Source organism: Brevundimonas alba (assembly GCF_011927945.1).
GTDB lineage: Bacteria > Pseudomonadota > Alphaproteobacteria > Caulobacterales > Caulobacteraceae > Brevundimonas > Brevundimonas alba.
Genome location: NZ_JAATJM010000001.1, coordinates 185,388 through 197,781 on the forward strand (window position 1 = coordinate 185,388; position 12,394 = coordinate 197,781).

The window sequence follows — 12,394 nt, forward strand, 5'->3', positions numbered from 1 at the left end:
TCGTCCCACGGCGCTGGCGAACCGCCGCCCGTCCGGCAAGGTCGGGGCATGGACACCCTCTTCCTCCCCACCCTCGCCCTGCACATCACCGCGGGCCTGCTGGCCGTGCTGGTCGGCATCGTCCCGATCATCACCCGCAAGGGCTCGCGGCTGCACCGGCTGGCCGGCCGCGTCTTCGTCGTGCTGATGGCCACCCTGCTCGCCTGCGCCTGGCTGATGACCGCCATCCATTTCAACGCCTACTTCCTCGCCCTCTCAGCCACGGCCAGCATGACCCTGTTCTCGGGTGTCCGTGTGCTCCGCCGCAAACGCCCCGACCTGCGCCGCGAGGACCGGGCCCGACCTCTGGACTGGGTCTTCACCCTGTCCGTGGTCGGCGTGGGCGTCTGGACCCTCGTGCTGGTCGTCACAGGCCGCACCGGCGCCACCGCTCCCGTCGCCGCCTCCCTCGCCTACGCCGCCCTGCTCTACGGCGGCTGGGACCTGTGGCGCTTTGCCCGCCCCACCGACTGGCCATTCTCCCCCGAGCTCTGGACCTACGAGCATCTGGCGAAGATGATGGGCGCCTATGGTGCGGTGCTGGCGGCCTTCTCCGGCAACTTCATGACCTTCCTGCCCACCCCCTGGAGCCAGCTTTGGCCAAGCCTCCTGTTGCAGCCGCTGGTGATCGGATGGATCGCCCTGATGATCGTCCGCAAGCGCTCGCGCCGGCTGGTCCCCGCCTGAAGCTCTCAACGACGGCGAGGGCCGTCTGGGCCTTCCTGATCTACAGCTATGTCGTCACCGTCCTGTCCGCGGCCTGGTTCGTGCGCCGTGCCGCCGCCCTCGACGGCGGTGATCTGGATGTCGGCTCGTCCATCGCCTGGCAGGGCGCGATCTACGCCCTCTGGCTGCCCGCCGCGGGCGTGGTCTGGCTGATCCAGCGGCTGTTCGGAACCGGGCTGAAGGCGCTGGCGGCTGCGACGGCGGCGGGCCTCGTCATCGTCCCGCTGGAAGCCGCCGCCTCCCTCGCCATCGACAGCCGGTTCAGGGGCGTGGACCTCGACTGGGAAGCCGGAATGCTGGGCCGCGCTCCCGTGGCCATCCTGATCTACACCGCCATCATCGCCTTCGGCGCCGCCGCCGTTCACGCCCGCCGGGCCGAGGAAGCCCGCCGCCAGATCGCCCGGCTCGAGACCGCCCTCGCCGACGCCCGCGCCGTCGCCGACGAACCCGCGGATCCGGCCGCCGAACGCCTGATGGTCTCCACCGGCTCGAAACAGGTCCCGGTCAGCCTCGCCGAGGTCGAATGGTTCGCCTCCGCCGGCAACTATGTCGTGGTTCACTGGGGTGAGCGCGAGGGCCTGGTCCGCGAAACCCTCAAGGCGCTGGAGGCGCGGCTCGACCCGCGCTTGTTCGCCCGCAGCCACCGGACGACGCTGGTCAACCTGTCCCGGGTCGCGACGGTCCAGCCCCTGTCCGACGGCTCCTGGCGTCTGACTCTCGACAGCGGAACCGAACTGGTCGTCAGCCGCACCTTCCGCGACGACCTCCTCAAACGGCTGGGCCGCTAGCTCAGGCCAGCGTCTCCTGGAACCGCACCGGCCGCCCATGCGCCGTCCCGATCAGGTCGCCGTCCCGCATCACCACCCGGCCCCGCACGATGGTCGCCACGGCCTTGCCGGTCGCCTCGAAGCCGTCGAACGGGGTCCAGCCGGACCGGGTAGCCATGTCCTCGTGCCTGAGGACATGCTTCGCCTTCAGGTCGACGATGGTCAGGTCGCCGTCATACCCCTCCGCCATCCGTCCCTTGCCCGCGATGCCGAACACCCGGTTGGCGCCATGGCTCGTCAGGTCGATGAACCGGTCCAGCGTCAGCCGCCCGTTGGCCACGTGCGTCAGCATCACCGGCACCAGGGTCTGCACCCCCGGCATGCCCGACGGCGAGGCCGGATAGGGCCGCGCCTTTTCCTCGAGCGTGTGCGGCGCGTGGTCCGAGCCCAGCACGTCCGCCACCCCCTGCTCGATGCCCCGCCACAGCCCGGCGATGTGGTAATTGTTGCGGATCGGCGGGTTCATCTGCGCCAGCCCCTTCAGCCGCTCATAGGCCTCGTCGCCGTCCAGCGTCAGGTGCTGCGGCGTCAGCTCCATGGTTGCCACATCCTTGTTCCCGGCCAGGAACTCGACCTCCTCGGCCGTGGTCACGTGCAGTACGTGAATCCGCGCGCCCGTCTCCCGCGCCAGCCGCACCAGCCGCCGCGTCGACATGATGGCGCTCTCGGCGTCGCGCACCTCGGGGTGGCTGGTCCAGTCGCCCGGCCGGGCCAGCGGCCGGCGATCCGCCAGCCGGTACTCGTCCTCGGAATGGAAGGTCGCCCGCCGCTTCACATGGCGCAGCACCTCCCGCACCCCGTCGTCGTCGGCGACCAGCAGGGTCCCCGTCGACGCCCCCATGAACACCTTGACCCCGCAGCACCCCGGCAGCCGCTCCAGCTCGCCAAGGAAGCGCGCGTTGCCGTGCGTCCCGCCGATGTAGAAGGCGTGATCGGTCCACATCCTGTCCCGCGCCCGGGCCAGCTTGTCGGCCAGCGTGTCCGGATCGGTCGTCGAGGGCTCTGTGTTCGGCATCTCGAACACGGCGGTGACTCCGCCCAGCGCCGCCGCCCGTGACCCCGTCTCAAGATCCTCCTTCCACTCCAGCCCCGGCTCGCGGAAATGGACTTGGGTGTCGATCACCCCCGGCAGGACCGTCAGGCCGGCCGCGTCCACCGTCTCGCCCGCGCTGGCCTGCGAAAGGTCGCCGATGAAGGCCACCTTGCCGTCGATCACGCCCACGTCGGCCATGCCGCGTCCCGCGTGATTGGCCACCTCGCCGCCACGGACGATCAGGTCGTATGTCTGGGTCATGGCCCGGCCCTATACGCGCTCGGCCAGCAGCTTGCGAGCGGCCTTCAGCACCCGGTCCGCCGGCAGGTCGTTCATGTGGAGAATGGCCTGGTCCAGCCTCGGATCGATCTTGCGGTACTCGTCGACCGAGCGCGGCCCGCGCACCGCGACCCCGCCCCAAGGCCCCCGCTCCACCTCGTCCGACGGCCCATAGGCCGCCACCACCGGCAGGCCCGACGCCACCGCCAGATCGGTCCACAGCGAGTCGCCGCCTACATAGAGGGCGCACCGGCTGACCGCCGCCACGATCTCCAGCGGCTTCAGCCGGCCCTGCAGTTCGACCGTGCGGTGTCTCGGCAGCGACAGCCGGATCGTGTGCGCCGCGTCCCGGTCCGTCTCGTCGCCGACCACCAGCACGCGCCCGCCCTCCAGCGGTCCGCCGTCGCCGACCAGCGTCGAGGCCACCTTGGCGAACCGTTCCGCCGGCCAGCGCCGCCCCATCCATTCCGCGCCGGGCCCGACGGCGAGGATCGGGCCCTCTCCCGCCGGGATCAGCGCGTCGGCCGCCGCCTGCGTGGCCTCGGACACGAACAGCCGCGGCCCCGGAACCTCGTCCAGCTGCAGCACCCGCGCCGCCAGTTCAACGGCGTGCACCCCCGCCTCGCCCTCGCCGCGCACCGCCCGTTTCTGCCGCTTCAGCTTGCCGGACAGGGCGGAGCCGCGCATGTCGACGACCAGCCCCCACTTCGTCGCCCGCACCTGGTTCCACAGCCCGATCCAGTCGAGCCGGCTCTCCTTGTCCAGCACGATCAGCCGGTCGAGCCGGGGCGTGTCCGCGAACAGCGGTGCGCTGGCCGGCGATCCGACGATGGTGAAGCTCGCCTGCGGCATGGCCCCGACCAGATACGCCAGCACGCCCGACGACAGCACCGCGTCCTGCGTGCCCGCCTCGGCGATATACAGGATGGGGAAACGGCCTGTCATGATTGGACCGTATACGGATTCTCGCGTTCCATCAGTGCCTGCGGGGTGTGGTCCACAGGCGCGAGCAGCCCTATGTACGGCGTATGACCACCCGCATCGCCCGCCTCGACAGCCGCGCCCTGATCCGGGTCGCCGGCCCCGACGCCCGGCCCTTCCTGCACAATCTCCTGACCCAGGACGTCGAGACCCTGTCGGACGGCGAGCTCCGCTTCGGCGCCCTGCTCTCCCCGCCGGGGCGGTTGCTGTTCGATCTGTTCCTGTTCGGCGAGGCGGATGGCGTCCTGCTCGACGTCGCCGCCGACCGCCGCGAGGCGTTGGTGCAGCGCCTCTCGATGTACCGGCTGCGGGCGCAGGTCACCGTCGAGGCCGACGACCGCGCGGTGTTCGCCTCCTGGCCCGACGCTCCTACCGGGTTCACTGCCGATCCTCGGGCCTCCGACCTCGGGGGTCGCTGCTATGGCGACACAGTCCCTGCCGACGCGGCGGAGGCCGACTGGCAGGCGCACCGCCTCGCTGTGGGCGTGCCTGACCCGACCGCCGACGCTCCCTCCGACAAGACCTATCCGATCGAGGCCGATTTCGACCTGCTCAACGGAATCGACTTCCAGAAGGGCTGTTTCGTCGGTCAGGAAACCACCTCCCGCATGAAGCGTCGCGGCGCCATCAAGACCCGCATGCTGCCCATCGCCTTCGAGGGCCGGCCTCCGCCCTTCGGCGCCGAGGTGCTGAACGGCGACCTCCGCGCCGGCGAGGTCCTGACCGGTCAGGACGGCGCGGCCATGGCCCTGCTCCGGCTGGACCGGCTGGACGGCGCCCTGACGGTCGATGGCCGCCCGGTCACAGTGCGCTTCCCGGACTGGACCGGCCTTCAGAACGAAAAACGCGCCCGGAGCTGACCCCGGGCGCGTCTCTGATCGGCTGATCCGTCGCTTAGTGGGCGGGGGTCTCGGCCGGCGTCTGCACGGCGGCGTCGACGTTCTCGGCCGCTTGGTTGGTCGCGGCGGCGGTGTTGTCGGCGGCGGCGTCGGCGTTGGCGGCGGTGTCGTCAGCCGCCGAGGCGACGGTTTCGCCGGCCGCGTCGGCGGTGGTGGCGGCCTTGTCTTCGGTCTGCTGCGAGCAGGCGGCCAGGGCGAGAGCCGTGGCGGCGACGGCGAGAATGGCGATACGCATGGATAGATTCTCCTTGGGTGGAGGTCCCTTGTTCGCGCTAAGGCGCCGCTTGTCCAGCCTGTCGCCGCTCATCGGAGGCGCGGGGCGCCTTTGACGTGTGCGGCGCAGCCCGCCATCGTTCAGGCCTCGCCGGAGTTCGTCATGCCCCTCATCGACCTCAGCCACACAATCGAAGCCGGCATGGTCACTTACAAGGGCCTGCCCGCGCCGCTGGTCTGCGACCACCTCAGCCGCGAGGCTTCACGCGCCAACTATGACCCCGGCACGGAATTCCAGATCGGCCGGATCGAGATGGTCGGCAACACCGGCACCTATCTGGACACGCCCTTCCACCGCTATGCCGACGGCGAGGATCTCAGCGACGTCGGCCTTGAGCGGGTCGCCGCCCTGCCCGGCATCGTCATCCGCGCGGAGGGGCTTCAGGCGGTCGACCGCGACCGCTTCGAGGGCCTCGACCTGCGCGGCAGGGCTGTTCTGGTCCACACCGGCTGGGCCCGCCACTGGCGCACCGACGCCTATTTCGAGGATCACCCCTTCCTGAGCGAGGCCGTGGCCGCCTTCCTCGTCGAGGCGGGCGCCGCGCTGGTCGGCATCGATTCCCACAATATCGACGACACCCGCACCCGCGCCCGGCCGGCCCACACGCTGCTGCTCGGCGCGGGCACCCCGATCTGCGAGCACATGCGCGGGCTGGAACTCCTGCCCGACGACGGCTTCCGCTTCACGGCCGCGCCGCCGAAACTCAAGGCGTTCGGCACCTTCCCCGTGCGGGCTTTCGCCGAGATCGGCTGAGCTCGCACGGAACACCCGGCCCCCGCCGCGGGTTAGCGCCCGGAACCGGACGCTTCCGCGTCCGCGTCAGGAGAGGGCTGCATGCACACTGAGTACGAGTTCATCGGATGGGAATCGCTCATCTACGACTGGGCCCCGCGCATACTGGGCGCGGTGGTCATCCTCATCGCCGCCTGGCTGGTCGGCAAGGCGGCCAAATGGGCGCTGGCGCGGCTGATCAACCGCATCCCGGGGGCCAGCAAGGCGAGCACAAGCGAGAATCCCAAACACAGCGTCGGCCACAGCATCGGTGATGTCGCCTTCTGGCTGATCCTGCTGTTCGGCGTCGTCGCCGCCCTCGGCGTCCTCAACCTCGGCCAGGTGGTCGAGCCGCTGAACTCCCTGCTGACCCAGGTCGCCTCCTTCATCCCGAATGTGCTCGGCGCGGTGCTGATATTCTTCATCGGCTTCATCGTCGCCACCCTGGCCCGGCGGGTCGTAGCCGCGGCGCTGGAAGCCGCCAACGCCGACCGCTGGCTCGAAAAGGCCGGACTGTCCCGCGCCACCGGCTCGACGGGCGTCAGCAGCGCCGTCGCGACCCTCGTGTTCGTGCTGATCCTGATCCCGATCACCATCGCGGCGCTGGAACAGCTCGGCATCGAGTCCCTGACGGTCCCCGCCGTCGCGGTGCTGTCCACGGTGCTTTCGGCCATTCCGAACGTGCTGGCCGCCGCCATCGTCCTCGCCGTCGGCTGGTTCATCGGCCGCTGGGTGGCGCAGCTGATCGAGCGGATCCTGCCCGCCACCGGCTTCGACCGCAGCATGTCCGGCCTGACCTCGCTGGCCACCGGCAAGCCCTCGGCGGAGCCCGCGCCGGGCCCCGCGCCCTACGCCGGCGACGTCACCCCGGCCACGGCGCGCGCCCTCGGTCAGGAGGCCCGCGCGCCCCTGACTCCGTCGGGCGTCGTGGGCAAGATCGCGATGGCCGCGATCGTCGTCTTCACCGCGGTGGAAGCGGCGCGGCTGCTGCAGTTCGGCACCATCGCCATGACGCTGCAGGAGATCCTGAACCTCGCAGGCCACGTCATCGTCGGCGGCGTCATCATCACCGCCGGCGTGCTGATCGCCGGCGTGCTGGCGCGGCTGATCAACAGCGGCACGGGCGGCGCCGACGGCTTCGCCTCGACGCTGGTGCGGTGGGCGACCATCGCCCTCGCCACGGCCATGGGTCTGCGCTTCATGGGCATCGCCGACGACGTGGTGCTGCTGGCGTTCGGCCTGATCCTCGGCGCCGCGGCGGTCGCGGCTGCGCTCGCCTTCGGCCTCGGTGGCCGCGAGGCGGCGGGCCAGATCGCCCGCAGCTGGGCTGACAAGGTGACCCGTCGGACACCGCCTACCGTTTAATACCCGGAGCCTCCTGGAGCCCCGCTCCGGGAGGCGTCCACCCTCGGACCGCTTGTCGTCATCCACCGCCCCGTGGCGCCCGTATCTCCCTGCCGGATTGAACCGGTGAAGGCGAACGGGATCCGTCATGGAAACTTCGGCGGCTCTCGCGGTCGTGGTCGGCGCGAACGGCGGCATAGGCAGGGCGTTGGCCACGGTGCTTGCCGACCAGGGACGGTACGACCGGATCATCGGAGTCTCCCGAACCCGCCCGGCGGACTGGCCTCACAATCCGCTCTTCGACTTCGTCGCCGCTGACATCACGGACGAGGAACAGGTCGCCGCAGCCGCAGCCATGATCAGACAGCAGGGTAGCCCTGACCGGATCGTCGTCGCCACGGGCCTGCTTCACGGCCCGGGCGTATCGCCCGAGAAGACGTTCCGCACCCTCGACCCCGAGGCTCTCGTCGCGCTTTTCCGCATCAACGCCATCGCACCGGCGCTCGTCGCCAAGCATCTGCTCCCGCTCATGCCGCGCGACCGTCTCAGCGTCTTTGCCGCGCTCTCGGCCCGCGTGGGCAGCATTTCCGACAACCGCCTCGGCGGCTGGTACGGCTATCGCGCCTCCAAGGCCGCGCTGAACATGCTGATCGCCACCCTGGCCGTCGAGCATCGCCGAAACCGGCCGCTCGGCGTCTGCGTCGCCCTCCACCCCGGCACTGTCGAGACCCCGCTCAGCGCGCCCTTCCGGCAGGGCGCATCGACGGCGGCGAAACGCCTGACCCCCGAGCAATCTGCGGGGGCGCTGGTCGATGTGATGGACCGGCTGCAGCCGGAGGACAGCGGCGGCTTCTTCGCTTGGGATGGCCAACCAATCCCGTGGTGAAAGCACCAGCCTTATCCCGGCGCAAACCAGCTACCTTGGGACATGGCCGACTCACTTCACCGCTGCGCCTGGTGCGGCATTGATCCGCTCTATGTCGCCTATCATGACGCGGAGTGGGGCGTGCCGGAGTACGACGCCCGCGCCCTGTGGGAGAAGCTGGTGCTGGACGGCTTCCAGGCCGGTCTGGCGTGGATCACCATCCTGCGGAAGCGGGAGGGCATGCGCGACGCCTTCAATGGGTTCGATCCGGAGAAGGTCGCCCGCTATGGCGAGGCGGACATAGAGCGGCTGCTCGGAGACGCCCGCATCATCCGCTCCCGCGCCAAGATCAACAGCGCCATCAAGGGCGCCCGCATCTGGCTGGAGATGCGCGAAAGCGGCGAAGACTTCAGCGAATGGCTCTGGTCCTTCGTCGGCGGCACCCCGATCCAGAACCAGTGGCCCGACAGCGGGGCCCGCCCGGTCGCCACGCCTGAATCAGAAGCCATGGCCAAGGCCTTGAAGAAGCGTGGCTTCACCTTCTGCGGCCCGGTGATTGTGTATGCCTTCATGCAGGCTGTGGGCATGGTCAACGATCACGGGATCGAGTGCTTCCGTCACCCGCAGGTTCGTGCGATGGCGGCCCGGTGAAGACCCCGTCGAAGAAGCCTGCAACGAAGAAGCCCGCCGCGAAAGCGCCGGCGAAGGCTGCGCGCGGCTTTCCCACGCTGGCGCTCGAAAGGGTGCTGATCCAGTCCTGCGGCGGTCTCGTCTGCGGGGTGGACGAGGCGGGGCGTGGCCCGTGGGCCGGTCCCGTGGCCGCCGGCGCGGTGATCCTGAACCCTGACGACCTGCCCGAGGGCATCGACGACTCCAAGGTCCTGACCGCCGAACGCCGGGAAACGCTGGAGGCCGAGATCAAGGCCCGCGCCGTCGCTTGGGGCGTCGGCTTCGCCTCGGTCGAGGAGATCGCGGAGCTGAACATCCTGCACGCGACCGGCCTGGCCATGTGCCGCGCCATCGAGGCGATGTCGGTGCAGCCGGTCGGCGCCCTGGTCGACGGCAACTACCGCTTCAAACTGCCCTGCGACGTCCAGACGGTGGTCGGCGGTGACGGTCTGTCGCTGTCGATCGCCGCGGCCTCCATCCTCGCCAAGACGGCGCGCGACCGGCTAATGGTCGCCATGGACGAGGAGTATCCCGGGTACGGCTTCGCCTCGCACAAGGGCTACAACGCCCCGGTGCATCAGCAGGCGCTGAAGGACCTGGGTCCCTGCCCGGCGCACCGCCGCGGCTGGGCCCCGATCCGGGCGCTGCTGGAAGACTGATCGGCCGGGAACTGGCCGGGAATTTCGTCGGCCACTTCGGCCACTTCCGGAATTCAGCTACGTTTCCAGCGACTTACGCGTTGGGGATGTGGCCGCTCGGCCACTTGGCTCTATGGACGATTTCAAAGACCCGAGGCCGGAAAGCCTGCGGACAGTGAAGCACGCCCATGCGTCAAGATCGGACGCAGCCGCGGATCCGGTCTCAGATGTGAAGCGCGCCGCCCAGCATGGCGCCGGTCAGCGCCGCGATGACCCCGCCGAGGGTGATCGTCAGCCAGGCCGGCACGCCGCCGGCCATATCGGAAAACGTCGGCTCGGGCTCCGGCCTCACGTCGTTGGCGACGCGTCCATCGAAGCGCGCCGGCGAGGGCGGCCTCCAGGCGACAGGTTCGAACGCGTCCACAGCCCGACCGTAGGCGTGGCGGGCCTCAAGGCGGCGGGAGGGGGTCATGGTCATCTGTTCCATGGCCGACAGAACGGCCCTGAGTCCTTCGCGTTCCGTACGCTGCCGCTCACGCGGCATCCGCCAGATTCACGCGCCGTTCGCTGACCACGAACAGGTATTCGACGTTGCGCAGCCGCCCCACGGCGCCGACCTTCTCGCCCTTGGGATTGTGGATGCCGATGCGGGCCCCGACGTAGCGCGGTCGGGCGATCTCGATGACCTGCACCTCGCCCCGGCCGGACAGCATCTCGACCAGCTGATCGCGGCCCAGATAGCCCTCGTCGTTAAACGAAACGATCAGGTTGGGCGCCTTCACCCCCTCGATCACCGCCTTCAGCGCTGGCGCAATGCCGGGCCGGCTGTTGAAGGCGCTCTTGCGGGTGCGGACATCGACCCGCTTGTTGGCGATCCCGTAGGTCTCCGGCTTGTCCCACAGCACCAGACTTTCCCAGCAGTGGTAGTTCCCGAGGTAGGAATGCTGGTTGTAGGGCGGGTCCAGATAGACCAGATCGGCCTCAACCGACGGGGCCAGTTCCACCGCATCCGCCCGCGTCGCCTTGCACGGCCCCGCGGCCACGCCGGGCAGGACGTCCGGCATCCGCAGATCCAGCGGCTTCAGCGCCCGGCTGGCCCATGACTTCATATAGGCCATCTGCAGTCCGGCCGTGGAATCCACCCGGTCGGCGGCCTCCATCAGGCTGACCAGGGCTATGGCCTCGAGCTCCGGCTCCAGCGCCATGGCCGCGATCCGGTCGCGCATGGCGTCGATCCGGGCGCCGTTCTCCGGCGTGAAATAGCGGGCGTCCTCGCAGAAGCTTTTTGTGAACCAGCCCGCCGCCGGCGTCACGCCGCGAAGCTCCGCCAACACAGCCTCCGCCCGCTCCAGCCAGCGCTCCCGGTCAGCCTGGACATAGGCGGTCGCCAGCACATGGGCGTAGGCGTTGTGGTCGTTCGACCAGACCCGGAAGCCCTGCTTTTTCAAGGCATGCCCGACCCGGGCCGACCCGGAGAACAGGTCGCAGACCGTCCCTCCATCGGGCAGCACGCGCGCGACCGCGCCGACGATCTCCGCCAGCAGCGCGCGCTTCGAGCCGATGTATTTGATCATGCCGACCCTTGCGGAGTTCAGCCGCCTCGGCCGCGCCCCTTCGTCGGAACATGCGCCAGTCGCAGCAGATTCGCAGCCCCCGGAGCACCGAACGGCGTGCCGGCGAGGATCAGAAGCCGCTGACCCGGCTCGGCCAGTCCGAACTCGACGGCCTTCTCGACCGCGTCGTCGGTGACTTCCTCCAGCGAGGCGGGCTCCCGGCTGAGCCGCGGCTCCAGCCCCCAGACCAGCGAGAGCCGCCGCGCCGTCTCCGGCTTGGGCGTCAGGGCCAGCACCGGCTGCAGCGGCCGTTCGCGCGACATCCGCCGCGCCGTGCCGCCCAGCGTCGTGAACACCACCACGCACGCCGTCGACTGCGCCTCGCCGGCCTTGCGGGCCGCGGCGACCAGGGCGTCAACGTCGTGCTCGTCCATGCCGGCGTGCTCGGCGTCCATCAGCCCGGGCCACATCGGGTCGCGCTCCACCCGCTCGATGATCCGGTTCATGATGCCCACGGACTCCAGCGGATAGTCGCCCGACGCGGTCTCGGCCGACAGCATCAGGGCGTCCGCGCCTTCATAGACTGCGTTGGCCACGTCCGACGCCTCGGCCCGCGTCGGGGCCGGAGACGCGGTCATGGATTCCAGCATCTGCGTCGCCACGATCACCGGAACGCCGCGCTGGCGGGCCGCGCGAATGATCTGCTTCTGCGCCACCGGCACCTCTTCAGGGTCCAGTTCGACGCCGAGATCGCCCCGCGCCACCATCACCCCGTCGCAGTAATCGAGGATCGCCTCCAGCTCGTTCAGCGCCTGCGGTTTCTCGATCTTGGCCAAGCAGGCCGCCCGGCCCTTCACGATCTGCTTCAGCTCGGCCATGTCCTCCGGCTTCTGCACGAAGCTGAGGGCCACCCAGTCGACGCCGATCCGCAGGGCGAAGGCCAGGTCCTCGCGGTCCTTTGGAGTCAGCGCCGACACCGGCACCACCGCCTCGGGCACGGCCACGCCCTTGCGGTCCGACAGCTTCGAACCGCTCTCGACCGTCACATCCGCCCACTCGTCCGATCGCTCACCGACCCGCAGCCGGACCCGGCCGTCGTCGAGCAGCAGCAGCATGCCGGTCCGCAGCGCCCTGAAGATTTCCGGATGCGGCATCTGCACCCGCGTCGCGTCGCCCGGCGTCGGGTCGAGGTCGAAGCGCATCTTGTGGCCCGGTCCGACGTCGATCTCGACATCCTTGAACTTGCCCAGACGCAGCTTGGGCCCTTGAAGATCGGCCAGCACGCCCAGCGGCCGCTTCAGCGCCAGCTCCGCCCCACGCACAGCCTTCAGCGCCGCCGCGTGATCCTCATGCGAGCCGTGGCTGAAGTTCAGCCGGAACACGTCGACCCCGGCCTGGGCCAGGGCCTTGACCGTGCCGGGCGCCCGACTTGCGGGCCCCAAGGTCGCGACGATGCGGGCGCGCCGGGCTCTTTTCATCGAATATCCATACGGCCT

Annotated in this window: 14 protein-coding genes; 8 read left to right on the plus strand and 6 right to left on the minus strand. The window is 70.0% G+C overall.

What is annotated here, in order from left to right:
• The first annotated feature begins 48 nt into the window (after positions 1-48).
• Positions 49-726 carry a DUF2306 domain-containing protein gene (locus GGQ87_RS00750; protein ID WP_168044822.1) on the plus strand — a complete coding sequence of 226 codons (678 nt, stop codon included), beginning with the start codon at positions 49-51 and terminating at the stop codon, positions 724-726.
• Positions 672-1,553, plus strand: a complete 882-nt coding sequence (locus tag GGQ87_RS00755) for a LytR/AlgR family response regulator transcription factor (protein ID WP_168044823.1) — start codon at positions 672-674, stop codon at positions 1,551-1,553. Before GGQ87_RS00750 ends, GGQ87_RS00755 begins: the two co-directional genes overlap by 55 nt.
• Position 1,554: 1 nt before the next feature.
• Here GGQ87_RS00755 and GGQ87_RS00760 read toward each other — a convergent pair whose 3' ends face one another.
• Both GGQ87_RS00760 and GGQ87_RS00765 read right to left on the minus strand, forming a co-directional pair.
• Positions 1,555-2,886, minus strand: a complete 1,332-nt coding sequence (locus GGQ87_RS00760; protein ID WP_168044824.1) for a dihydroorotase — start codon at positions 2,884-2,886, stop codon at positions 1,555-1,557.
• Positions 2,887-2,895: 9 nt separating this feature from the next.
• On the minus strand, positions 2,896-3,849 hold the full coding sequence (locus tag GGQ87_RS00765; protein ID WP_168044825.1) for a glycosyltransferase family 9 protein: 954 nt from the start codon (positions 3,847-3,849) through the stop codon (positions 2,896-2,898).
• Positions 3,850-3,932: 83 nt separating this feature from the next.
• Between GGQ87_RS00765 and ygfZ the strand changes: the two genes are divergently transcribed.
• Entirely contained in the window at positions 3,933-4,745 is an 813-nt protein-coding gene (gene ygfZ, locus GGQ87_RS00770; protein WP_168044826.1) for a CAF17-like 4Fe-4S cluster assembly/insertion protein YgfZ, read from the plus strand.
• A 34-nt stretch (positions 4,746-4,779) separates the two neighbouring features.
• On the opposite strand, the gene GGQ87_RS00775 is transcribed toward ygfZ, so the two are convergent.
• Entirely contained in the window at positions 4,780-5,019 is a 240-nt protein-coding gene (locus tag GGQ87_RS00775) for a hypothetical protein (protein ID WP_168044827.1), read from the minus strand.
• Between the two features lie 141 nt (positions 5,020-5,160).
• Between GGQ87_RS00775 and GGQ87_RS00780 the strand changes: the two genes are divergently transcribed.
• The 5 genes from GGQ87_RS00780 (at position 5,161) to GGQ87_RS00800 (ending at position 9,366) form a co-directional block, all read left to right on the plus strand.
• The gene (locus GGQ87_RS00780) at positions 5,161-5,811 is read left to right on the plus strand and encodes a cyclase family protein (RefSeq protein ID WP_168044828.1); all 651 of its coding nucleotides are present in this window, start codon (positions 5,161-5,163) and stop codon (positions 5,809-5,811) included.
• Between the two features lie 81 nt (positions 5,812-5,892).
• On the plus strand, positions 5,893-7,194 hold the full coding sequence (locus GGQ87_RS00785) for a mechanosensitive ion channel (RefSeq protein ID WP_168044829.1): 1,302 nt from the start codon (positions 5,893-5,895) through the stop codon (positions 7,192-7,194).
• A 127-nt stretch (positions 7,195-7,321) separates the two neighbouring features.
• Positions 7,322-8,059, plus strand: a complete 738-nt coding sequence (locus GGQ87_RS00790; protein WP_168044830.1) for an SDR family NAD(P)-dependent oxidoreductase — start codon at positions 7,322-7,324, stop codon at positions 8,057-8,059.
• Positions 8,060-8,101: 42 nt separating this feature from the next.
• Complete coding sequence (locus GGQ87_RS00795; protein ID WP_168044831.1) at positions 8,102-8,689, plus strand: DNA-3-methyladenine glycosylase I; 588 nt, start codon at positions 8,102-8,104, stop codon at positions 8,687-8,689.
• A 77-nt stretch (positions 8,690-8,766) separates the two neighbouring features.
• Positions 8,767-9,366, plus strand: a complete 600-nt coding sequence (locus tag GGQ87_RS00800) for a ribonuclease HII (protein WP_209282441.1) — start codon at positions 8,767-8,769, stop codon at positions 9,364-9,366.
• Between the two features lie 202 nt (positions 9,367-9,568).
• On the opposite strand, the gene GGQ87_RS00805 is transcribed toward GGQ87_RS00800, so the two are convergent.
• From GGQ87_RS00805 to pyk, 3 genes are all read right to left on the minus strand, one after another.
• Complete coding sequence (locus GGQ87_RS00805) at positions 9,569-9,817, minus strand: hypothetical protein (RefSeq protein ID WP_168044833.1); 249 nt, start codon at positions 9,815-9,817, stop codon at positions 9,569-9,571.
• A 61-nt stretch (positions 9,818-9,878) separates the two neighbouring features.
• Positions 9,879-10,919, minus strand: coding sequence for a DNA adenine methylase (locus tag GGQ87_RS00810; protein WP_168044834.1), 1,041 nt, complete (start codon positions 10,917-10,919; stop codon positions 9,879-9,881).
• A gap of 17 nt (positions 10,920-10,936) precedes the next feature.
• A complete protein-coding gene (pyk, locus tag GGQ87_RS00815) occupies positions 10,937-12,376 on the minus strand; it encodes a pyruvate kinase (protein ID WP_168044835.1) in 1,440 nt (479 codons plus the stop codon).
• Positions 12,377-12,394: the final 18 nt, after the last annotated feature.